Here is a 22,128-nt window from a genome sequence, read left to right as displayed (position 1 = left end):
GTAGACTCACTGCAATCATTTCTCAGGTACAATACCTCTATCGTGGAAAGACAGTCTAGAGAAAATCAGAGACTAGTATGCAGACCATTCAATCACAAGATCATCTGAACACGAGACAGAAAGTTATGACAACCACCATTCTCGTTCTCCACGGCCCCAACCTCAATATGTTAGGCCGCCGTGAACCGCATATCTACGGAACAACGACACTTGCCGACATTAATACTGCTCTCCGACGGCGTGGCGAGGCAGCAGGTGTCCACATCATCTGTATTCAGTCAAACCACGAGGGTGAACTGGTAGAGGCGGTACAAACACACGGCTGGGAAGCAGCAGGGATTATCATCAACCCAGGTGCGCTCACCCACTACGGCCTCTCGCTCCGTGATGCACTGGCCATGGTATCAGCACCAATTATCGAAGTTCATTTATCAAACGTTTACCAGCGCGAGGCATTTCGTCATACCTCGGTGATCGCACCTATCGCCCGTGGTCAGATTACCGGCCTGGGATGGCGTGGCTATCTGTTGGCATTAGAGTGGTTATTAGCCGAACGCACTCCCGCTAGCTGACGGCACCCGCCACCACATCGGTCAGGACGGGGACTAAAGGAAGCAGTAGAGTTCTTTACTAAAGATGAAAGGGCGCGGCGGTGCCGCACCCTGATACGACCTGCCCTGCGGTCTGATCGCTCACCACAGGATACTGGACAGAAGTTGGCCCACGCAAGTCAGAGAACTTCTGTCGGACATGCACATGTACTGTTTAGTACACCACTCCTTTCTCGTATCAAGCAGCGATACCGAGACTCCGCTTCTTATCTTCTACATCAATACCGTGCAAGCGGGCGAGATTCAGACCGAGGATCTTCTTCTTCGCCTCCTTTGTTAATTGACCACAGCCGTACCCCTGCACAATATCTTCCGGCAACTCAAACTCCCAGAACGCCTTCAGCGCACCACGCGGATGCCAGATTGGTGTCTCACCACCGTAAATAATCTTATCCTCGCCACACCAGAAGAGCAACTTCGCCATCGTCTCAGCAAAGACTCGTGGTGAACGCACTACAAAATTGACCGTAGCCGCGATTGAGGCATAGAGGTTAGGATAGCGTACCAGTTGCCAGCAGATTTCATCGATAAAGGGTAGACCGACGTGAAAGATGATGAAATTGATCTCAGGGAAATTGGCTGCCGCACCGTCCATATCCCACGCCTGGGTATGCTCAACCGGCTGCGGGCCAAGTGGCACCCCCTTATGCACGCCGATAATATTCACACCCAGTTCAAGTGCTTTCTCGAAAATGGGAAACGCAACCCGTGGATCGTCCATCCGCCAGGGGAACGGTTGGCCGTAATCGTAGCGCACATTGTAGAGTTTAAATCCGCGCGCACCGTATTCTTTCACCTGGACTTCCATCAAATCGAGCGCCTTTTTACCCTCTAGCGGGTTCACCGACCCCCAAAAGATAGTCCGCTCAGGATAGCGGCGCGCCATCTCGGCACAACGTTCCCAGCTCGATAGCCCATCCTTAAACAGATCGGTTAATGGCAAGGGCTGCGCCACGATCATATCGGTAGGGCTTTCATCGAAAACCATGCGGGCAATCTCATCGACATGCCACTCACGCATGTATTCCTCACGGCTCAACGTCTTTTCGCCAGGAGCGTTGAGAACCTGATGAAAGGCATATAAATGCTCGATAAACATCTCACCAGGCTTTCCAAACGCATTCGATTTGTCGAAATTGAACACATGACATACGCCGTCGAAGACAAACGCATCGTCAATCATTGCGCTCCCTCCTTTTGAGTCGCCCGTAGCCGTGCCTCACGCAATGGTAGCAACTGCTCAAGAGGTAACCGTAACCGTTCACGTGCCAGTGCTGACATTCGTTCTGGTGACCATGGGGTATCCCAGGTAATATTGACCTGCACCTGCTCAATACCGGGTAACGCTTTCACCTCCTCTTCCATCATTTGCAACAGATGCACAGCAAACGGACACCAGCCCGTCGTGAGAATCATGTCAATCGCTACCTGGCTGCCATCCACCTTCACCCGTTCAATCAATCCCATGTCAACGACACTTACCTGCCGCTCCTTACAGCAAGGGTCGTAGCATCGCCGGAGCACGGCCATAACGTCCTCTTGACTGATGCCGACATTCGTTGTCGTACTCATTGTCTCCTCCTGGCGGAATAACAAAAAGCTCTCGCGTATCTGTCGGCGAGAGATGAGGGAGCGATGCGCTACATTGCGAAGATGAAAGCAGAAGCGGATAATATCTGATAAGAATATATCACATATCTGTTATGAATTGCAAGTCAATTGCAAGATAACGGTGCAATATCTATCTCCTCTCTTCGATACGGGACAGACAACCTTTGGCGGACACAACCCAAACCGCACACGCCACGCCGCCTCACCTTCTTCCCGGCCCCTTCCGCTCTCAGCCAGAAGAGGAAGGAAGAAGGAACCCATACCTGTCCCTTCCCCCGCTTTCCTATTGGCGCTGCTCAATCGACGTTCTTGAGTTGGACATCTCACCCAGACATGTGGTAGGATAGAATGAGTTCAGCAAACAGCAAGGAAACAGCGTATGAGTCATCAGGAACATCGCCGCCTTGCCGCAACTCAGACCACAGCAATCCCTTGTGCGGTATTGACAATCAGCGATAGCCGTAGCGAAGCCACCGACGAAAGCGGGCAATACATTCGCACAGCGTTGACGCAAGCCGGCCATAATGTGGTACAATATGCCGTGGTGCGAGATGAGCCGGCCCAAATCGTCGAAATGGTACGACGGTTTGCCGCTGAAGGGTGTAAAGTCATCATTACGAACGGCGGTACCGGCATTTCCCGCCGAGATAGCACCTTTGAAGCGATTGATGCCTTGCTCGAAAAGCGTTTACCTGGTTTCGGTGAAATCTTCCGCATGCTCTCGTTCGCCGAGATCGGGCCAGCAGCAATGCTGTCGCGAGCAACAGCCGGTATCATGGGTGGAACCTTGATTTTTTGTCTGCCCGGCTCGCCAAACGCTGTGCGGCTTGGAATCGACCGCCTCATCTTGCCCGAACTGGCGCATCTGGTCTGGGAAACTGTGCGCTAATTGCGATTTTCTGTTATAGTATGTATGTTGTCGTAAAGAGTTGTTCTCTTCGTAGCTGTGAGAAGGAGCCAGAGAACCCATGACGTCAGTAGAAGCCTTCCGCGGCCTGTACTATCCTAATAAGATCGGCCGACTCTGCTTCCTGTCGCTGGAGGAAGTCATGGGTCAGAACGGCGTGAAGGCCTTGCTCCGGCTTGCCGATCTGCAACAGTACATCGATGCCTATCCGCCGAATGACCTTAAGCGTGAGTTCCCCTTCGAGGCCATCTCGAAATATTCGGTGGCCCTTGGTACGATGTACGGACCGCGCGGAGCACGCGGTCTTGAGTTGCGAGCCGGACGAGTGGCTTTCTCGCTTGGTCTGAAGGAGTTCGGGCCGTTGCTTGGCATGGCTGACCTGGCATTAAAATTAATGCCGATCACCATGAAACTTAAGATCGTACTGAACGCCACTGCCCAGACGTTTGATCGTTTCTCCGACCAGTCGAGCCACGTTGAAGAAGAGCGCGGGCGCTTTGTGTACCATATCACCCGTTGCTCGAACTGTATTACCCGTCCAGAACCCGGCCCCGTCTTCTATATTGCCCGCGGAATCCTCGAGGAGGCGACCGCATGGGTTAGTGGTGGTCGACGCTTTGCGGTTGAGCAGTTGTCGTGCATCGGTCAAGGAAATTGCTCGTCATGCGCCTTCGCTATTGGGAAGGACCCGCTGGAGTAAAGCTGTGCTACGCTGGCTACTCCTGAAGTTGATTCGCTTCTATCAGGTCGCCATCTCGCCATGGACGCCACCGAGCTGTATTTATACACCAACCTGCTCACACTATGGCTATGAAGCAATCAAGAAGTATGGAGCGCTGCGTGGTGGCTGGATGACAATTAAGCGGATCGCACGTTGCCATCCCTTTGCCCGTGGCGGCTACGATCCGGTACCGTAGCAGGGACGCCTGATCGTGCGTCCCTGTATCGGTTGACGGCAAAACAATTCTCGGCTAGCATTGCACTACCCGCCCTGGTTCGGATTTGATATGGCGGCGCTTTCGTGCGGAGCCGGACTCTAGCTTGACTTCTAGTACGCGATAGTGTAGATTGGTGCTCATGGAAAACACCATGCGCACAGGGAAAGCCGCAACACTCCTTGGTGTCTCGGTCAAGACGTTGCAGCGTTGGGAGCGCGAAGGAAGGCTGATTCCGGTGGCCCGAACGGACAGCAACCGCCGTCTCTCCCCTGAGACGCAGATCCGTGAGGTCATCGGTTTGCGCCAGACGAACCATGCACCAACAAAGCTGGTTGCCTACTGTCGGGTGACGAGCGCAGCGCAGAGGACGGACCTGGCGAATCAGCGCAACGTGCTGGAAGAGGTCGTGGCGGCAAAGGGATTGGCGGGGGTCGAGTGTATCGAGGAAATAGGCAGCGGGCTGAACTTCAAGCGCAAGCGGTTTCTGGCCCGTATGGACGCGATCGGGCGACGGGAAGTCAAGATGCTGATCCTCGCGCACCGGGACCGCCTCACCCGTTTCGGCGTTGAGTGGTTCGAACATGACGCCAAAACCCATGGCTGCGCAGTGCTGGTGCTCACCCAGGAACGGCTGTCTCCCAAACAGGAAATGGTGCAAGACGTGATGACCATCGTGCGTTGTTTTTCGTCTCAGCTATACGGTTTGAGAAACTATCGAAAGAAGTTGGACGAAGCGCTGAAACAGGATGCGAGTCATGAGTAATGCCAAGAAGGCCAAACGATGCAACTAACCCACAAGATCGCCCTTTGTCCGACTCCTGAGCAGGTGGATTACTTCAAGCGCGCCTGCGGCACGGCCCGGCGCGTCTGGAACTGGGCGCTCAATGAATGGAACAAACAATACGCAGCAGGCGGCAAGCCAAACGCAATGGCGCTCAAAAAGCAGTTCAACGCCATCAAGTACACCGACCCACAGTGGCTCGACGAAAACGGACGGCCTTGGTTGCGAGACATTCACCGGGACGCACACGCCCAGCCGTTTGCCTATCTCGCCAAAGCCTGGGAAAGATTCTTCACCGACCTCAAGGCTGGCAAAGAGGCGCACGCACCGCGCTTCAAGAAAAAAGGGCGCTGCCGCGACAGCTTTTACGTAGCCAACGACAAGTTCCGTCTGGACGGCAAGACGATCCGCCTACCCAAGATCGGCGACGTCGCCATGACCGAGGAACTGCGATTCCAAGGAAAGATACTGGGCGCGACGGTCTCGCGCACGGCGGATCGTTGGTTTGTGGCAATACAGGTCGAAGTGCCTGATGTGCAATTCTATCGGCGTCGCACCTCCCATGAGGTCAATGGCATCGACCTGGGCATCAAGGCTGCCGCAACGATCTCCAACGGCGAAGCCATCGAAGCGCCAAAGCCGCTCAACGCAGCGCTGCGTCGCCTCAAGATTCGCAGTCGGCGTCTCAGCCGCAAGCTGCAAGCCGCCAAAGAGATGGCGGGGTTTGGACGCCATGCCTGCCTGCCCAAAGGAACGCGCCTGCCGGTCTCGAACAACCGGCAGAAGTCCGCTGCAACATTGGCAAGGCTCTACGCCCGCCTTGCCAATCTCCGAGCGGACTTTACTCATAAGCTCACGACTCGACTCTGCTGCGAAAACCAAGCGCTAGTGATCGAGGATGTAAACGTCAAAGGGATGCTCGCGAACGAGAGGCTCGCTCGCGCCATCTCTGACGTTGGCTTTGGTGTGTTCCGCTCGCAGTTGGAATACAAGGCGAAACGCTACGGCACTCATCTCATCATCGCCGATCGTTGGTATCCAAGTAGCCGACTCTGTTCCATCTGCGGCTGGAAGAACGAGGCGCTGACGTTGAGCGATCGAACATGGGTGTGTGCGCAATGTGGCGCGCACCATGACCGTGACCTCAATGCGGCGCGGAACCTGAAACGGCTGGCAACCGAAACTGCCCTACCCGTGGCGAGTCCGACCAGTAATGGCGGCGCTGCAGCGGGGACCGTCCCCGCCGCAGCCGGGAAAGTCACGCTTGTCAGAGACGACGGTGGTCATCAAGACACGTCGGGGCAGGAAGAGAACCGTGCGCACCTTTGCGCACTTTCTTGATAGCAGACGGTGGAGTGATCCGCAGAGAGCGGGTAGGACAATGATTCTACCTGTGCATGAAGAGATTGCAGGTATTGCACGGCTATCTCATCATTCGGGTTCTGCTCACATTAGTGCGGGTATAGGAACATCTTTACACGCCGTTACAGATGGGAACTCTACCCTTACCTTCCCACGGCAAGCAGGCTGTTATCCCGATCTTCCCATACCGACTGTGATGATTGTTGCCAGCCAAACCACTGGCAAGAATTTCATCTCATAATCTGATTCGTGCAACTTTTATCACTGCGCTATCGTCTATATGATCAGCCAGTCTGCTGTTCGCCGATCGCAGCACAAGTGTGATGCCCGGAAAGGCATCGCGGGAGTAAGAAACAGTGGCTGAACCATCTCGTGAGACGATTGTGCGCGCCCAACAGGGTGATCAACAAGCACTCACCGAACTGATTATCAGTCAGCAGCATTACGTCTACAGCATTGCCATGAGCGTGCTCAAAAATGCCGATGATGCCGCCGATTTGACGCAGGAAGCATTTATCCGTCTTTTTCGGACACTTCCGCAGTACAACGGTGAGAGCCGCTTTACCACATGGCTGTACCGACTGGTCATTAATTTGTGCCGTGATGAATTACGCCGACGTGGACGCCAGGTTGCCATTGTGCCACCGGCAACCGACGATGAAGAACTCGATGCTCTGCAAACTATCGCCGATAATGACCGACTGATTGACCCTGCACAGTCGCTCGACCTGAGTCAGTTACGGATCGAAGTGCGACGGGCACTCGAACAATTAGAACCGCACTACCGCCTTGTCTTGACCTTGTATTATTTTGAAGATTTGAAATACACGGACATCGCCGAAATCCTTGATCTCCCCCTCAACACAGTCAAGAGTCATATTCGGCGGGGGAAAGAACGACTGGCCGAATTGCTCCGTACAACCGAACCACCGGCAACTCGTGTTGTTGAGCAAGCGGTACGCAAAACTCCCGACGAGCAAATGCTCCAGATCACACCATTACGCCTGTTGCCGGGGTGGGGAAGGAGGTGACAAATGAGTACACCATTGTCTACACCACCAGAAGAACTGCTCGATGCGGCGTTGCGTCACGAGCTGCGTTGGGAAGCCCCACCCGAATTAACCAACCGTTTGCTGCAACTGGTGCCCGGTACAGTGCCGGTTGCAATCGCCGAGAACCCACCACTGCCGCGCTGGCGTCTTTATCTCGCTATTGCACTTATCGCCGCGCTAACCCTGGCATCAATGCTTGGTGTTTCATACCTGTATCAGCTTGTCTGGTTCCAGTTAGGAGCAGTTCAGTTCGTCACGCAGCTTGAAGCATTACCAGCGCGCCTGCTTCAGACCCTATACGAGACTATGCCATTCGCTCGTGAACTGACGAGCCTGATTGCCCTGATCCGCACGCAATTACACTGGTTGTTACTGGCCCTGGTGCTGTGGATCATTCTCGATAACTGGCAGGCTGAATTTCAGGTACGACGCAGCTAAGAGCCTGGCCGAAGATGTACCGAGACGCGACGGAAACGGGTAGCATCGAGTTCAGCGCCGGTGCTGTAGAGCACGGCTAACGCCCCCTCACCTTCCCCCCCTGCCCCCCTTCCTCTCCCGCGCTGCGGGCGAGGAAGGGGGGACGGCGCGAAAGTATGTTGGCACGAAACACAACCGTTGGAAACACAAACGATCTAAACACTCCAATCGAGGAAGGGGGGGACGGCGCGAAAGCATGGTAGCACCCCCTCACGCAATGACTGCACGGGTACAGTATGTTCCCAATAAGAAATCTGGGTTTCTGATCACCCGCTAAGGCCAGAATCAAGACGATGTCGGCACGAGCGCAGCGCTGCTTCGCTCTTCTCTCCACCTGGGTGCGCGGGCCTCCGGCCCGCAGATGCAGTGGGTCGGCAAGCGCGCAGCCCTGCTGCGCTCTTCTATCGCTGCGAGCAGTGCAGCGCGTCGAACCGTGTCATACCACCGGCACCGCTTCGTTCCAGAGATAACTGGCCCATTCTTCTGCCGGGTAGACGCGCTGTGGCCGGAGCGGATTGATACGCACATTCAGCATTGCGCCGCGTCGCAGGTGGGTGAGACCAGCCTCTTCAACCAACCAGATCACTCGTGCTTCGTAGGGTCGATTCGCCGGCGGATAGACCCACAACGTCAATTCTACCTCTACCGCTCGCATCAAGATAGCACGCTTATACGAACCGACCATCGTGACTTTTAGTAACTCGGCGCGTACCGGTACCGATGTTGCCAGATCACGTTCCATGGCTTGTTGAATGATAACGCGCCGCCGCTCAAAACGTTTCAGTGCTGTATGTACTGACGGTACCAGCAGCAACGATGTGCTGATAATGGCATAAGGCAACATTTGCCCAAGATGTAGCCGCTGCTCGTCACCATTCACGGTACGGCAGCGAAAGGCCAGCACACCGTCACTTCGATCTGGTTGCAGATCACCAACACAGACTATCGGCCCTATCACACGGGCCAGATCAGGCATAAAGACAAGACCGGTCGTGCCGCAAATAAAACCGAGTAATAGACTGAGTGCGATCCGTGCAAACATAAGGCGATCCTCTGGTGGAAGCGTGCTGATTGCCGGAATGAAGAGATCGGTCATCATCGTGACAATGGGGGCAGAGAAGGAACACCGATCTCATTAGTTATGTCTTATTGTAGCACGCCGTCTATACCATCGCGTATCGAATTAGCGAGCATGCTGAGAATGGGTCAGAAGCTGCTCAATTCGTGCTACCAACTGCCGTAAGCGGATCGGTTTAGCGAGATAGTCAGTTGCACCAGCCACGAGACAGCGTTCACGATCACCCGGCATCGCCAGCGCCGTCACGGCAATGATTGGCGTCTGGGCAAACCGCTGATCGGCGCGTAGCCGTTTGATGACCTCAAGCCCGTCGATCTCAGGTATTTGTATGTCCATGATGATCAGGTCAGGATGCCATTCTGTGACAAGTGCCAGCACTTCGTACCCGGTACGAGCCACACGCAGTTCGTACCCATGGGCGATCAGATAGTCGCTCAATATCATCCGATTGGTTTCGTTATCTTCAGCCAATAAGATGCGGGCAACAGTCGCGCGCTGATTGGTATGATCGCTGACCGATGTATCCGTCTTCAGTTCTGAAAGCTGCCGCAACGTTCTCCGGAGCATAGCACGATTGATCGGTTTTACCAGATACGCTGCGGCACCAGCAGCCAATCCACGTTCCGGCTCATCAACGACCGACACAATAACAACCGGGATCGGAGCCAGTTCGGGATCACGTTTCAGGTCAGCCAGTATCTCCCAGCCTGACCGATCGGGTATTTGCAGATCAAGCAAGATCAGATCAGGACGCAGATCTTTTGCCCGTGCAACAGCTTCGTTACCATACGTGACCAAGACCGGTTGAATCTGCAATTCTTCCAGATAACGAGCCAACTGATCAGCAGTCGTCACCGAATCTTCGATCACGAGCGCTAACTGCATCGGCGCTGCACTATCGGGATGGGAGGACGTATCGGCATGCAAGACCGGTTGATAGGGCAGAATGACCGTAAATGTGCTACCGACACTCGGCGTACTTTCGACTGCAACGCGACCACCGTGCAGTTCGGTCAGCCGTCGTACCAACACCAGGCCCAGACCGGTTCCTTCATGCTGGCGCCGCAACCCACTATCAAGCTGCACAAACGGCTGAAAGAGCCGCGACAGTTGTTCAGGCGCAATCCCAATTCCGGTATCACTCACCGCAAAGCTGATCGTTCCCTGGGTAACGTCGGTCGTCACCTGCAAGGTCACCGCACCACCAGCCGGAGTAAACTTCACCGCATTGCTCAACAGGTTCACCAGAATCTGTTTGAGTCGTCGTGGATCGGCGAGAAAACGAGCCTGACGATCTTCAAGATGTAACGAGAGTTGAATCTGCTTCTTGTTCGCCTGCTCTTTGATCAAGGCTAAGCTCGCCTCACACACATCACTCGCAGCGACAACTTCCTTTACCACATCCATGCGTCCGGCTTCAATCTTCGCCAGATCGAGGACATCGTTGATCAGGGTCAGCAAATGCCGACCGCTTGCTTCAAGCGTGTGGATTGCTGCTCGCTGTCGTTCACTTAACGGGCCGTACAGCTCTTCCAAGAGACTTTCACTGAGAGCCAGAATCGAGTTCAGCGGCGTGCGCAACTCGTGGCTCATATTGGCCAGAAATTCATCTTTAGCTCGCGCCGCACGGGAAAGTTCGGTATTTGCCAACCGCAACTCGGCTGTACGCTCAGCAACCCGCTGTGCCAGAAGATCGCGTTCGTTCTGCAATTCCTGCTCTGTCACACGCCAGTCGGTTATATCACGAATAATCGCAATTGCTTCCCTGCTCGATGGTTCTGCTTTGATCCGAGCCTCGAAAAAACACTCGCGATCGGCAACCGGCAATCGATACTCCAGCGTCTGTAATTCACCTGTTGTAAAAGCGGTGTGCAACGCTGACCGATACTGCGCACCAATTGCAGGTGGAAAGACCTGATCAATTGGGTGATTGAGAAGGTCTCCCAGTACAACAGGCATAAACATAGCGTGTGGTGCTGCCACATCAATGATGAGGCCATCGTTACGCAACCGCAACACAAGATCGGGGAGTGCACTTACAATCAGATGGTTACGTTGTTCGCTTGCCCGCAATTGTGCTTCTTGTTGACCAACTACAATCGCGAAAGCAATGTCCTGCGCTAATTCGTTGAGCAAACGTAGTTCGTCGGTATCAAAAAAACCTACCTGATCGGCGTAGAAGTTCAATGTAGCATAAACCTCATCATTGACCAGCAACGGAAAGCTCGCTGATGAGCGATACCCAATCTGCATGGCGATGTCACGCCAGGGTGCTGCCAGTTGGTTCATCGCCAGCTCGTTGATGATCACCGGCTGACGCTTTAAAAATGCCTGCACGGTCGGACAGGCGCTATCGTCAGTTATCTTGAAATCAAACTGAACGAGGTAATCTCTTGCTTCACCAGCCACAGCTACCGGTTCGATTCGCTTGGCGACAAGGTCTGGTCGGCCAATCCACGCCATCCGAAATCGACCTTCTTGAACGGCGATCTGACACACGGCGGCGAAGATGCGTTGTGGCTCACGTTCACGGATGATCGTCTGGTTAATGGCACTCAACAACGCATAGGTACGCATCAGTCGTCGCTGACGCGCTTCGTGCGTTTGGCGCAACGCAATGAAGAAGAAAACAACGACAACGGTGGCAGTGCCCAGGATCGAACGTTGTATCGCATCGGAATTGAACCATGGCCGTGGGTATCCAGGGCCAGGTCGAAAGACAAGCTGCCAGGAACGACCGTATCGGTTAATCGTTCTAACTACGGCCGCCTCGCGGATAAAGGTCTCCGGATCGGGTATAACCGTTGGGGAACGAACGACGCCTCCGGCCAGGTATGCCAACGGTTGAAGGGAAGCGTCGGTGGTGTCAATCAATAACAACTCGAGATCAGGTGTCGCTACTAGCTGCAAGGCTTGCTCGATCAAACGGGCTGGTGATACCAGCATCATAATAATCCCTCGTATCCGTGCCTGACGCACTTCAACAGTTGGTGGAAATACATCAGAGCTGTACACCGGTGCAATCAACAGCACTGCTGGCGTAACAACATCGGTGAGATACGGGCGGATCGGAGCTGTCATCATGACCCGTCCGCTATCACGAGCCTGCGCAATCGTATTGCGATGTATCGGCTCTACAGCCATATCAAGCCCCAGCACAACCCGCCGCCGCGCAAACGGTTCAACGTAGGTCAGCGGATAATATTCATCACGCACCGCAGCCGGTGGGCCTGGAGCACCCGGTTCACGAATAACAAAATCAAAAATGCCATTTTCACGTATCTGACGCTCAAAGGACAACCGCTCTGCTTGCGTAACATGAGGCGCCCATTCTACCGATTGCAAAGCGGGGAACTGTATCAGGAGCGAGCGACTGAATGTACTAAATTCGTGCTGTTCGACCTCTTGGGAAGCGACGAAGAGGCCCTGTATGCTTCGGATCGCCTGTTCATAACGGGCAAGGCGGTCGTCGATCAAATTGACCACGTCTGTGGTATCAGTCTGCAATTGTCGTTCGTACTGTTGCCACGCATCGCGCCAGAATAGTTGGAGCGAAAACAGCAACAATGCCAGGAGCAGACTGATCACCGGCCATACCAACAGATCGGCTGTGCGTTGCTCTTGCCAGGATATGCCGGCGACGATCCATGGTACAATGAGCCATACGCCAGCAATCACATTCAGCCACCATTGCCAGAGGGTGGTTGGCACACCAGCCACCATTGGCACCTGCACAGCTACCAGAATTACAACTGCAATAAATGAGGTCGGCAGAATTGCTAATGCCAGTAGACCACAGCTATACAAGCTACGCCAAAGAGTCAGCGGAGGCAGAGGTTTGACGAAACGATGCACGAGCCAGCTTCCCAGCCATGCCTGAGCCACAGCACTCAGTGCCAGGCCAACTGCAATAACTATCACCCGTGTTCCGTCGAGGCCCAATTGTGTGAAGACGGCAGCATACCCCAAAAACGCCCCAACCAGGATAATCGGTAAAAATCGGGTACCAGCTACCAATGCACCACCCATTGCGACCCCAGCAGCGACCCACATAAACGGAATGCCACGCTCTGCCAGCAACGGTTGGGCGCTTACCCATATCGCAATGGCGTACACCAGACCCAAACCAATAAGGGTAGATCGGGGTAAACGGATCATGAGCTGCACTCCGGTAGAGAGATGTGTATATGCGTACCCCGTTGCTACGATGCGGTTAGCATACCACCTCAAGAGGGCAGATTGCGGTAGGATCGCCGGTAGATTACTCGCCACCGAATCGGCTGCAACGGTCACCAAACCCGCCCACTGTCGCATGGCCCCGAGCAATCGGGATTATTTCATTCTACCAGAGTAGATCGTACCACGCTGTACCGGTTTATGCCAGCGTTGGCGACAGTTCGGCCAACTGCCGATACGCGCCGGCAAAGTATAGCAGCGGATCACCTTCTGCGGCTCGCCGTAATGCAATGACACGCCCCAGAACAATCCAATGATCACCACCATCGAGCAACCGTTCACGCGCACAAACTAGGGTAGCCAGACTATCGTGAAGTACTGGTACACCGGCCAGCTCGGTCATCGTGACCTCTAGATCGGCTTGTGGCCGACCGGCAAAATGACGGGCAATTGCCTCTTGGTCAACACGTAGAATGTTGACCGCGAAATGCGAGGCAGCAGCGATCACGCCTGCCATACGAGCTTTGCGATCAATACATACCAGTAAGAGCAGAGGATCAAGTGAAACAGAAGTCAGGGAATTGGCAGTCATCCCTCGTACCTGCATCCCATCGTTAGCGGTAATGACTGTTACTCCGGTGGCAAACAGACCTATCGTAGCACGATATTCACGCGGATCAATCGTCATGGCGCATCTCTGTCAATTTCAAAAGATGTTTCTTACATATTAGCAGTATACGTCAATTCAGAGCATGCGGGCAAGCATGTTGTCATCGTTTAGGGCTTTTCAACGCTTTCATCCCGCTTACCAGCAAGACGGGGCACCATCGGGGATCACTCGTGGGGTAAAGTATCGTCTTGCCCACCCAGGTGCATCCATCGGTATCAGACCAATCGCCCATCGCGTACCATCCATCGCCTGGTTTGATTTGTTGTGCCGTGACGACGAATGTTCGGACAGGCTACCTGAAAACGTTAAAACCCCGCTGGCAAAACAGTTGTCGCTTAATAGTCTCTGTGCTATGCTGTATGAGACGGAACCTTGTCGTAAGCTCAGCTTGGATTAAGCAGGTGCACCTATGACCATCACTGATCGCATGCTCACCGGCGCCATCGCCAACAATCCTGGCAACTATCATGGTGACGGTGAATGGCGCTACTCGATCACGCAACGCACCCTCTACTTCAGCAAAGCTGCTGCCCCTGATCCACGCGATCAGGAACCATTCTTCTCGTTGCCTTCGTTGAACCCTGATGGATCGGGGCGTATGGAGCGCGCCTTCCGGCAGTTTATTCGTCGGCGTTGGCCGCCAAGTCGCTGTGCCGAGATCGAGAAGTTCGCCGAACGCCGGGGCTGGCATCTGGCAATGGAGCTGAAATATGGAGGTGGCGCCCTCGAAGATCACGAAGCCGCCGAGTGGCAATACGTCGTCAATCGTGAACTTCAACGATTGGCTGCTGAAGTTCGCGCACGGATTGCCGAACTAGAACGTCAGGCTACTCAACCTGAGCAGACACCTGCATCTGGCGGGTAACAATTTGACCCAGAATGCGGTAGACGAGCGTTGCCGTGATGGTGTAAGCCTCACCGCTGTGCGCCTTTCCAATGAGAGGCACTTCAGCCTCTAACGCCTCACCATCAACGGTAACGCTGCCATACGCCCCATCGGCAAACTGTACGTCGAAAATTACATTTACCGGTCGGTTACCGGGGCCATACCCCCAACTCAACATCGCATAGACCGGCCCGATCCCGCTCAGGCTGGTTATCCGCAGATTACGCAACCGCGCCGGAATCAATGCCCCGCGCACCGTCATCCAGGTTACGACCGTCCAGAATGAAAGCCAGAAACCACGCTGTAAGGCTTTTACACTCATACCTGTATCTTTCTTTGAGCAGGATCGGCGTGTTGTCGGTAGAGAATCGCGGTATGACCGATGATCGCAACCAGATTGGCGCCTGTCTCGGCGACGATGGTATCGGTGAACGATTGCTTCATATCTTTGTAATCGAGAAAGCGTACCTTGATCAACTCGTGAGCATTCAGCTCCTGTTCAATTTTGGTCAAAAGACCCTCAGTAAGGCCATTCTTCCCAACCATCACCGTTACCGGCAACGAATGGGCCAGTCGGCGGAGATAAGCACGCTGAGCAGGGGTCATCGTGGAGCAACCTCCTCTATCGGGGCCGATGTTACATCATATCGCCCACACAAATCATTAATACGAACACGCAACACATCACGCAAATTCCGCCACGAGTCGCGCAAGGGATTAACCTTCGTTTCGCTACCGTAGCGCCATCGCACCGGGATTTCGCTGATTGGGTAGCCACGTCGCTGGGCCAGAAAGAGCAATTCCACATCGTAGGCAGTAACTGCCGCATCGCGCAATACTGGGGCATCATCACCGTAGATTCGCACCCGCTGAAACAGATCACGAGCGACTTCGCGTCGCAATGCCTTAAAACCACATTGCGTGTCATTAATGCCGCGCAATGCAACTAACCGGATGATCCAGTTGAAGACCCGACCCATCACATGACGATACCACGGCTCACCTTCACGTGATGCACCTACTCCTTCACGCGAGCCAATGGCGATTGGATAACCACTTTCGATAGCGGCCCGCAGCCGTGGCCATTCTTCAATTGGCGTTGCCAGATCGGCATCACACAGCAAGATGATCGCGCCGCTCGCTGCTAAAGCACCGGTACGCACGGCAAACCCTTTGCCGCGATGATCACAGCGAATCACCGTGACTCCAAATGACTCTGCCAACTCTGCTGTGCGATCCTCACTGCCATCATCAACTACGATGATCTCAGATTCGTATGGCTCGTTGGCAAGAAATGTCTTAATGGCGGTCAGTGTTTCCGGTAAACGGCGCTCTTCGTTATAAGCCGGAATCACTATCGAGAGAAATGGTTGATCACTCATCATTCATCACTATCTCTCTACTGTCAGCTACCCGAGATCGAGTGCTTTGGCAATTAACTCTGTTTCTGCGGCGGTAAGTGCCCGCCGCGACCAAAAGTGAGGTAAGGCGCGCAGCCCGGCCAACTGACCACGCAAACGCGCCCGAGCTGCCGGCTCGCGAATATGACGCAGGCTATGCAGCGCAAACCGCAATTGCGAAGCAATGAGCGCCGGCCAGTAGCGTCGCATCAAGTCTGACGGCATGTTTTTAACCCATACCAGAGGGAAATTGCGCCCGCAATAGTAACTGGCCAGTGCTCCACCACCACTGGCACTCAAACGATGATAGACAACCGCCGTCGGCACGAAAATGGTGCGCAATCCCTTCCGGCGGGCACGTAAATTCAAGTCAACATCTTCACAGTACATCACCAGTTCTTCGTCAAATACCCGTCCGTCTTCAGCCAACAGTTCGAGCGCGCTGCGCCGGTAGGCTGCGGCGCCGGCACACGGCCCAAACACCTCACTGTACACATCGTATTGACCGCGATCTTCTTCCCAAACCCCACGATTACCCGGTTCACCATTCGGACGATAAAAATCACCGGCTGAATGCAGCACATTGCGCCGATCAAACAGCCGTAACTTAGATGCGGCAAAGGCAAATTGCGGCCAGCGTTCGAGCGCGCCGATCAGTGCCGCCAGCCAGTGTGGATCAGCCTCGGTATCATTGTTGAGCAGGGCAACAAATGGCTGATGCGTGGCTGTTAATGCTGCATTGACCGCTGCCGCAAAACCGCGATTCTGATCCAGTTGGAAGACCTGTACTTCCGGGTAGCGCGACTTTATCAGCGCTACCGAATCGTCTGTACTGGCGTCATCGACAACGGTGACCGTAAAGTCACACCGTGTCTGCGCACGTAACGAATCGAGGCAGACGGGTAAAAAGGCACTGCCGTTGTAGTTGGGAATAATGACATCGATCATGATGACAATTCATTACGCAGCCGCGCCAGATACACCGCAAGTGCCTCTTGCCACGGTCGAAAGGTGATGCCCAGCGCAGCTCCGGCCAGATTGGCAAGGGGAGTGTACGGCGGTGGCGTACTATCACGCTGAAAATCGCGTAAGCGGATCGGATGCAGCGGTGTACTCATCCCAACCTGACGCAGAATCTCGGCGGCAAACTCATAACGTGAGCAAATACCGTCGTTGACAAAATGGTACGTCCCGTAATAATCAGTTTTGATCAGGCGAGCCAATCCAATCGCAACATCATAGGTATACGTTGGACTACCAATTTCATCGGCCACCATACGCAGGCCATGGGCTGGCGGATTACTCGCCAGACGCAGGACGGTACGCACAAAGTTACGTTCACCGCCGAAGAGCCATGCCACCCGCACAATGAAGTGTTGGGAGGTTAGCGTTCGCACAACCTGCTCACCGGCCAGTTTACTTTGTCCATACGGATTAATCGGTCGGGTAGGATCGTCTTCAAGATACGGACGCTGCCCATCACCTGCAAAGACCTCGTTAGTACTGATATAGACCATCGTTGCCTGAATGCGCCGGCATCCAAGCGCTACATAGCGCGTTCCCAGGCCATTGACCCGATAGGCCAGGATTGGATCCCGCGCACACCCATCAACGTTTGTGTAAGCAGCAGCGTGAATCACCACATCGGCACCGGTAGCGGCAATATGATCGACCGTTGCCGGATCGGTTAGCTCAAGCTGATCGTGGCCTAACGGTATCAACTCATGCTGATCGGCCAGTGTAGCGATAAGCGCCTGACCTAATTGTCCATTTGCTCCGGTAATTGCAATCCGCACGTTTTGGCTCCTCAGGTACCGCTTAATCGGCTACACAGAGTAGCAGAAGAGCCGATTTGCGTCAACCAATCTCATTAATCTGGGGGAGTTTCAGAGTTTTCAGTGGCTGTGTTGCGGAGCACACCAGACAACCCACAACCACAGTTGTGAGCGATCATCCTTTTCGGTTGGATGTCGCTTTGAAATCCTCGTCATGAGCAAACGGAATGCGTAATTCAACGCAAATACCGGGCCGGTCAGAACGGTTCCGCATCTGATAGCTTCCCCCTACTGCCAAGATAATCCGCGCCACCTGAGCCAGGCCCAGCCCCATTCCTTCGACCTGACCGGTAAAATTACGTTCGGCCTGGTAGTAGGGTTGCCATATCTTCTGCAATTGTTCAGGTGGTAAATGCACGCCATCGTCACACAATACCAGACGAACTTGCTGCTGGGCAAGATCGGCGTCAACCTGTAACGTCACGACCGGATGTTGTTGAGGATGGAACTTCCGGGCATTTTCACACAATTCGCGCAAAACAATCTCTAAACTACGCCGTGAAATGAGTAAGCGACGGGCGTCAAGCGCCGGATCAATCTTGAGGCTGATCGTTGGCATTGCCAGATCTTGATTGATAGCGGCAACGATCATCGGTAAATCGAAGACAGTACATGGATCAATTTGCTGAATATCACCAGGACTACTTGCATAAAGCAAAATATCGCCAATAGCATGTTGTAAACGATGAGCACTACTCAGCGCAATCGCTGCAATGTTACGTGCCATCGCACGATCCATATGCTCGATATTATCGTGAAGAATAGTCAAACCATTGATAATACTCGTTAGGGGGGTTCGCAATTTATGCGAAATGGCGGTGTGAAACGTCCACATATCACGTTGGGCAGTAATTTGTTGTGTTACGTCACGGAGCGTCACCACCACCTGATCGTCAGTAGCCTGGATAATTGTGGCTTCAACCTGAAGCCACTGCTCGGCGCTATGGAGTGTCTCTGGATGAACGAGATAACGTGGTTCCGCTATCGCAGCGGGCCACCGCTCCCAGGATTCTGGTGGAACTAGGCGATAGCGCTGAGCCACTAATTCTCGTAGTGTCTGAACAGGCTGATCATGCGCATCAAGACCAAGGTACGTGCGGGCACGTTGATTGGCATAACGAATCCGGTCATTCCGGTCGACAATCACGTAAGCGTTATCGGATGTCTCGACCACCCATTCAAAACGTGCTCGCTCGGCATTTACTCGCGCTTGCTCTTGCAGCAATCGACGGTACCGGTTTAGGCGTAAGACAGTGTTAATGCGCGCCTGTAACTCACCTGGATCAAATGGCTTGGTAATGAATTCATCGGCGCCAGATTCAAATCCGCGGATCTTTGCCTCACGATCATGCAGGCCCGTGATCATCACAATCGGTATCTGAGCCAGCATCGGATCGTCGCGCAGCCGCCGACACACCTCGAAGCCATCCATGTCTGGCATCATTACGTCGAGCAAAATCAGGTCAGGCAGGTATTGCTGAGCAAGCTGTAGCGCCTGCTTGCCGCGCTGAGCAGTAAGCAGGCGGAGGTTGAAAGGGGTAATAATTTCGACGAGCAGTGAGCGCATCAGCTCATCGTCGTCAACGATCAAGATCGTATTTTGTTCCATGGTTATATCGTACCACAGAGTCATTACGGTTAGCATGACAAGATTGTTCGTTTTGAAGGGAGGCTTTTGTCGGATCAAAACAGACCATGTTGTTGTTTAAAGGGAAAGTATCTTACGCTCTGGAATGGGGAGAGGACAGAGGGAAAGAGCGGTGAGACAACGGAGTTGACTGACATATCCGTAGCGCTTATCCGCTTCTCGCGCTATCACCGCACGACAGATCAATCGTGACAATACGTTAGCGCACAATGGATGTGGAAGCCACCTGTGCGCTTGCAGGGGGTAAGGTGCCAACCGATGGGTTGCCGTGCACCTGGAGGGAGACGGGGAAGCTCACTCGTTTTCGCTTTAGCACCCTTCCTCCCCCAAGATGAGAGAACGTGCGGTTAGCAGACAGCAATCTACAGAAAAGCATCCAGACACTTTCAGACCGGCCCCAATCCCGCCCGTGTAGCCTGGATGATGCTTAACAACTCATCATCACTTAACGAATAACCATTCTGCTCCCACCACTGCCGATACCAGGCCAGATTGGCCGTAAATGCTCGAATCACCTCATCACGACTGAGCGGTGGTATCTTCCGCCGCAATGCCTCCCGTATCTCCTGCCGATCATCCTCGGTCAAATCAGGCAACGATTCGAGAATGCGGTCGGCGCGCAGTAGAAACAGCTCACGCTCGATAGTTGGAAAATCGCCATTGATCTGACGAATATTGCCGAGATAGGCAACAGTGCGTTGCCGTGGTTGACCACGCTCATCACGGTAGCTCTCGACGAGATAGGCGTCGTAAAAATTGGTATTGGCAATCTCAGTATTTTTGTGTTTGCGCACAACCCAACGAATATACATAGCGCAACTCCTGCGCGAACGACCGGCGATGCTGTAGGCAGCGGTTCCATCAGTACGAAAAACCACAGCACTGTTTACCGATAAGGCATCGCTCGATGGTTCAGTCGATTGATCCTACCATCCGCGACGAAAGAGAGATGAATATCTGAAGGTTTGCTTTTATTTGCCTATTATAGCATATTTGGCCGTTTTTGTCATGTCTTTTTGCTTTTAAATCAAAAAATTGTCTGAAAAACGCAATAGGGCTGATCAGCGTTGTTGGGCAGGTTCCTTACCTTCCCAAACCGGCACGCAAGGCTAAGCTTGCGATGGTTTGGGAACCCGCGCCTTCTATCGTGCCTCACTGCTGCGCTCTCCTCAGTCTCCTCTGCCGGGTAGGGAGGAACGGAGATACCATCCGTAAAGGTGGCAGAAACGTAAACAGGAGGGGCGAACGTCTCTTTGCCCCTCCTGTCTCACTGATTTGGCAGAGCTAATCCTGTTGCCCGCAATGATCGGGCGGCAGCGCCCTAGCGCTGAATGATCGGCACCAGTACCCGATAGGTAAATTGCACTGCCGGGCTGATGATACTGAACTCATTTTGATCACCATCAGCTTCAATCTCAACCAACCAGTAGTGGTAGCTGACACCCGCCTGCGCCGTGCGGTCAAACCACTGGTAGCTGGCCCCACTACCCGCACTGCCTTGAGCCGGGATCGGTACAGTGACGATGGGCCTGGCATCGGCACGGTTACCGCTACTGCTCCGCAGCAACAGGAAGCCAACTGTGTCACGTTCGCTACCGGTCACCCAGCGCAGCAGCACACCACTTCCCTGGCGCTCGGCAGTGAAGCTGAGCAGCGTGATGGCGGTTGGCGGCGCCGGTTGATGGATACCCGCCCACCAGCTTGTATCGGTCTGACCGTACCCGAGCGTGAAGATGGCTGTCTGCTGCGTATTCGGATCGACATCGCTATCACGATTTTCATCACCGCCCTGACCGGGGGCACTGAATACCCACCCATTCGGTATCGTGAATGTGAGGTAGTACTCGCCCGGCGGCAAGTTTGTGAACAGGTAGGAACCGCTACTATCGGTTATTCTTGTATCCACCAGCGTTCCATCAGACCGGTAGAGACTGACGGTGATTCCACTGACACCCTGTTCTTCTGGGTCGGCAATACCATTCGCATTGATGTCATGCCAGACCCGGTTGCCAATGCTGGCCGGGCGGTAGAGACCCGCATCCCAAGTCAGGTCCACTTCGCCGGACTCGAGCACCGCAGCACTCATAACACCGGTTGAATCGGAGTCGGAGTCGAGTTCGTCGTTCCCCCGATGAACTGCCGTGAAGACATACCCTGCTGGCGCGACCACCGTCACCGTGTACGTACCCGGCTCCAGATCGTCGAAGCGGTAGAGGCCATTGCCGTCAGTCACGTCTGTCCGGCTCACGACCACACCAGCGCCAGTTGTACCACTCAACTGCACCGTGACGTTCGCCATCCCCAACTCACCAGCATCCTGCACGCCGTTGCCGTTGGTATCCTCCCAGACAAAGTCGCCGATGCTGGCCGGGCGGTAGAGACCCGCGTCCCAGCTCAGATCAACTTCGCCGGATTCGAGCACCGTCGCGGTCATAACACCTGTATTCGGATCGGCATCCGAATCAACGGTATCATCACTGCCCTGATTGGCTGCGGTAAAGACATACCCTGCTGGCGCGATCACCGTCACCGTGTACGTACCCGGCGCCAGGTTGGTGAAGCGGTAGCGGCCATCGTTGTTTGTAACAGCACTGGTGTCAATGCTATTCCCATCAATGTCGGTACCGATTAACCGCAGCGTAACTCCTACAATTCCCGGCTCGTCATCATCCTGGATACCGTCGCCGTCTCGATCT

22 protein-coding genes are annotated in these 22,128 nt (G+C 54.1%); 9 read left to right on the top strand and 13 right to left on the bottom strand.

The genetic code is table 11. The features are described from left to right. Positions 1-125 precede the first annotated feature (125 nt). Positions 126-572 carry a type II 3-dehydroquinate dehydratase gene (aroQ, locus tag JE47_RS0114125; protein WP_031460381.1) on the top strand — a complete coding sequence of 149 codons (447 nt, stop codon included), beginning with the start codon at positions 126-128 and terminating at the stop codon, positions 570-572. Between the two features lie 217 nt (positions 573-789). On the opposite strand, the gene JE47_RS0114120 is transcribed toward aroQ, so the two are convergent. Both JE47_RS0114120 and JE47_RS0114115 read right to left on the bottom strand, forming a co-directional pair. Next, positions 790-1,794, bottom strand: coding sequence for an amidohydrolase family protein (locus JE47_RS0114120; RefSeq protein WP_031460380.1), 1,005 nt, complete (start codon positions 1,792-1,794; stop codon positions 790-792). After that, positions 1,791-2,183, bottom strand: coding sequence for a metal-sulfur cluster assembly factor (locus JE47_RS0114115; protein ID WP_031460379.1), 393 nt, complete (start codon positions 2,181-2,183; stop codon positions 1,791-1,793). Before JE47_RS0114115 ends, JE47_RS0114120 begins: the two co-directional genes overlap by 4 nt. A gap of 418 nt (positions 2,184-2,601) precedes the next feature. Between JE47_RS0114115 and JE47_RS0114110 the strand changes: the two genes are divergently transcribed. The 7 genes from JE47_RS0114110 to JE47_RS0114080 all read left to right on the top strand — a co-directional run bounded on the left by JE47_RS0114110 (position 2,602) and on the right by JE47_RS0114080 (position 7,700). Continuing rightward, complete coding sequence (locus JE47_RS0114110; protein WP_031460378.1) at positions 2,602-3,111, top strand: MogA/MoaB family molybdenum cofactor biosynthesis protein; 510 nt, start codon at positions 2,602-2,604, stop codon at positions 3,109-3,111. A 79-nt stretch (positions 3,112-3,190) separates the two neighbouring features. After that, positions 3,191-3,829, top strand: coding sequence for a 4-vinyl reductase (locus JE47_RS0114105; RefSeq protein ID WP_028457115.1), 639 nt, complete (start codon positions 3,191-3,193; stop codon positions 3,827-3,829). 4 nt (positions 3,830-3,833) lie between these two features. Then, positions 3,834-4,046, top strand: a complete 213-nt coding sequence (gene yidD / locus JE47_RS0114100; RefSeq protein WP_031460377.1) for a membrane protein insertion efficiency factor YidD — start codon at positions 3,834-3,836, stop codon at positions 4,044-4,046. 160 nt (positions 4,047-4,206) lie between these two features. Continuing rightward, positions 4,207-4,830: an IS607 family transposase gene (locus JE47_RS0114095; protein ID WP_031460376.1), complete on the top strand. Its 624-nt coding sequence runs from the start codon at positions 4,207-4,209 to the stop codon at positions 4,828-4,830. Positions 4,831-4,848: 18 nt separating this feature from the next. Further along, entirely contained in the window at positions 4,849-6,189 is a 1,341-nt protein-coding gene (locus JE47_RS0114090) for an RNA-guided endonuclease InsQ/TnpB family protein (RefSeq protein WP_031460375.1), read from the top strand. 377 nt (positions 6,190-6,566) lie between these two features. Next, positions 6,567-7,241: an RNA polymerase sigma factor gene (locus tag JE47_RS0114085; protein ID WP_031460374.1), complete on the top strand. Its 675-nt coding sequence runs from the start codon at positions 6,567-6,569 to the stop codon at positions 7,239-7,241. A 3-nt stretch (positions 7,242-7,244) separates the two neighbouring features. Next, complete coding sequence (locus tag JE47_RS0114080; protein WP_031460373.1) at positions 7,245-7,700, top strand: hypothetical protein; 456 nt, start codon at positions 7,245-7,247, stop codon at positions 7,698-7,700. Between the two features lie 475 nt (positions 7,701-8,175). On the opposite strand, the gene JE47_RS0114075 is transcribed toward JE47_RS0114080, so the two are convergent. The 3 genes from JE47_RS0114075 to JE47_RS0114065 all read right to left on the bottom strand — a co-directional run bounded on the left by JE47_RS0114075 (position 8,176) and on the right by JE47_RS0114065 (position 13,681). Further along, positions 8,176-8,781 (bottom strand): hypothetical protein, encoded by a 606-nt coding sequence (locus JE47_RS0114075; RefSeq protein WP_031460372.1) that lies wholly within the window; start codon positions 8,779-8,781, stop codon positions 8,176-8,178. 141 nt (positions 8,782-8,922) lie between these two features. Continuing rightward, positions 8,923-12,975 (bottom strand): response regulator, encoded by a 4,053-nt coding sequence (locus tag JE47_RS0114070; protein WP_031460371.1) that lies wholly within the window; start codon positions 12,973-12,975, stop codon positions 8,923-8,925. Between the two features lie 217 nt (positions 12,976-13,192). Continuing rightward, on the bottom strand, positions 13,193-13,681 hold the full coding sequence (locus JE47_RS0114065; RefSeq protein WP_031460370.1) for a flavin reductase family protein: 489 nt from the start codon (positions 13,679-13,681) through the stop codon (positions 13,193-13,195). A gap of 391 nt (positions 13,682-14,072) precedes the next feature. Between JE47_RS0114065 and JE47_RS0114060 the strand changes: the two genes are divergently transcribed. Further along, on the top strand, positions 14,073-14,528 hold the full coding sequence (locus JE47_RS0114060) for a hypothetical protein (RefSeq protein ID WP_031460369.1): 456 nt from the start codon (positions 14,073-14,075) through the stop codon (positions 14,526-14,528). On the opposite strand, the gene JE47_RS0114055 is transcribed toward JE47_RS0114060, so the two are convergent. The 8 genes from JE47_RS0114055 to JE47_RS0114020 form a co-directional block, all read right to left on the bottom strand. Continuing rightward, entirely contained in the window at positions 14,491-14,871 is a 381-nt protein-coding gene (locus JE47_RS0114055) for a hypothetical protein (protein ID WP_031460368.1), read from the bottom strand. The two genes, JE47_RS0114060 and JE47_RS0114055, sit on opposite strands and share 38 nt — an antisense overlap. Further along, complete coding sequence (locus JE47_RS0114050) at positions 14,868-15,155, bottom strand: YhbY family RNA-binding protein (RefSeq protein WP_031460367.1); 288 nt, start codon at positions 15,153-15,155, stop codon at positions 14,868-14,870. Before JE47_RS0114050 ends, JE47_RS0114055 begins: the two co-directional genes overlap by 4 nt. After that, positions 15,152-15,934: a dolichyl-phosphate beta-glucosyltransferase gene (locus JE47_RS0114045; protein ID WP_031460366.1), complete on the bottom strand. Its 783-nt coding sequence runs from the start codon at positions 15,932-15,934 to the stop codon at positions 15,152-15,154. The genes JE47_RS0114050 and JE47_RS0114045 overlap by 4 nt, the downstream gene beginning before the upstream one ends. Before the next feature lie 24 nt (positions 15,935-15,958). Continuing rightward, positions 15,959-16,897 carry a glycosyltransferase family 2 protein gene (locus JE47_RS0114040; protein WP_031460365.1) on the bottom strand — a complete coding sequence of 313 codons (939 nt, stop codon included), beginning with the start codon at positions 16,895-16,897 and terminating at the stop codon, positions 15,959-15,961. Continuing rightward, entirely contained in the window at positions 16,894-17,745 is an 852-nt protein-coding gene (rfbD, locus tag JE47_RS0114035; RefSeq protein WP_031460364.1) for a dTDP-4-dehydrorhamnose reductase, read from the bottom strand. The genes JE47_RS0114040 and rfbD overlap by 4 nt, the downstream gene beginning before the upstream one ends. 154 nt (positions 17,746-17,899) lie before the next feature. Next, entirely contained in the window at positions 17,900-19,393 is a 1,494-nt protein-coding gene (locus JE47_RS0114030) for a response regulator (RefSeq protein WP_031460363.1), read from the bottom strand. Positions 19,394-19,818: 425 nt separating this feature from the next. Then, on the bottom strand, positions 19,819-20,244 hold the full coding sequence (locus tag JE47_RS0114025) for a hypothetical protein (RefSeq protein ID WP_031460362.1): 426 nt from the start codon (positions 20,242-20,244) through the stop codon (positions 19,819-19,821). A 509-nt stretch (positions 20,245-20,753) separates the two neighbouring features. Beyond that, on the bottom strand, positions 20,754-22,128 hold a 1,375-nt coding region (locus JE47_RS0114020; protein ID WP_031460361.1), incomplete at its 5' end, for an SdrD B-like domain-containing protein.

It is taken from the genome of Chloroflexus sp. MS-G, assembly GCF_000735195.1.
In the GTDB taxonomy this organism is placed as follows: domain Bacteria; phylum Chloroflexota; class Chloroflexia; order Chloroflexales; family Chloroflexaceae; genus Chloroflexus.
This window is presented reverse-complemented; position numbering and strand designations above follow the sequence as displayed.

Bases quoted from the DNA above. Each gene is read 5' to 3' on its own strand.
- JE47_RS0114110 (WP_031460378.1), top strand. From the start codon at position 2,602: ATGAGTCATCAGGAACATCGCCGCCTTGCCGCAACTCAGACCACAGCA.
- JE47_RS0114075 (WP_031460372.1), bottom strand. From the start codon at position 8,781: ATGTTTGCACGGATCGCACTCAGTCTATTACTCGGTTTTATTTGCGGC.
- aroQ (WP_031460381.1), top strand. From the start codon at position 126: ATGACAACCACCATTCTCGTTCTCCACGGCCCCAACCTCAATATGTTA.
- JE47_RS0114025 (WP_031460362.1), bottom strand. From the start codon at position 20,244: ATGTATATTCGTTGGGTTGTGCGCAAACACAAAAATACTGAGATTGCC.
- JE47_RS0114070 (WP_031460371.1), bottom strand. From the start codon at position 12,975: ATGATCCGTTTACCCCGATCTACCCTTATTGGTTTGGGTCTGGTGTAC.
- JE47_RS0114040 (WP_031460365.1), bottom strand. From the start codon at position 16,897: ATGATCGATGTCATTATTCCCAACTACAACGGCAGTGCCTTTTTACCC.
- JE47_RS0114060 (WP_031460369.1), top strand. From the start codon at position 14,073: ATGACCATCACTGATCGCATGCTCACCGGCGCCATCGCCAACAATCCT.
- JE47_RS0114030 (WP_031460363.1), bottom strand. From the start codon at position 19,393: ATGGAACAAAATACGATCTTGATCGTTGACGACGATGAGCTGATGCGC.
- JE47_RS0114090 (WP_031460375.1), top strand. From the start codon at position 4,849: ATGCAACTAACCCACAAGATCGCCCTTTGTCCGACTCCTGAGCAGGTG.
- JE47_RS0114095 (WP_031460376.1), top strand. From the start codon at position 4,207: ATGGAAAACACCATGCGCACAGGGAAAGCCGCAACACTCCTTGGTGTC.
- JE47_RS0114065 (WP_031460370.1), bottom strand. From the start codon at position 13,681: ATGACGATTGATCCGCGTGAATATCGTGCTACGATAGGTCTGTTTGCC.
- JE47_RS0114055 (WP_031460368.1), bottom strand. From the start codon at position 14,871: ATGAGTGTAAAAGCCTTACAGCGTGGTTTCTGGCTTTCATTCTGGACG.
- JE47_RS0114120 (WP_031460380.1), bottom strand. From the start codon at position 1,794: ATGATTGACGATGCGTTTGTCTTCGACGGCGTATGTCATGTGTTCAAT.
- JE47_RS0114080 (WP_031460373.1), top strand. From the start codon at position 7,245: ATGAGTACACCATTGTCTACACCACCAGAAGAACTGCTCGATGCGGCG.
- JE47_RS0114105 (WP_028457115.1), top strand. From the start codon at position 3,191: ATGACGTCAGTAGAAGCCTTCCGCGGCCTGTACTATCCTAATAAGATC.
- JE47_RS0114115 (WP_031460379.1), bottom strand. From the start codon at position 2,183: ATGAGTACGACAACGAATGTCGGCATCAGTCAAGAGGACGTTATGGCC.
- JE47_RS0114045 (WP_031460366.1), bottom strand. From the start codon at position 15,934: ATGATGAGTGATCAACCATTTCTCTCGATAGTGATTCCGGCTTATAAC.
- JE47_RS0114050 (WP_031460367.1), bottom strand. From the start codon at position 15,155: ATGACCCCTGCTCAGCGTGCTTATCTCCGCCGACTGGCCCATTCGTTG.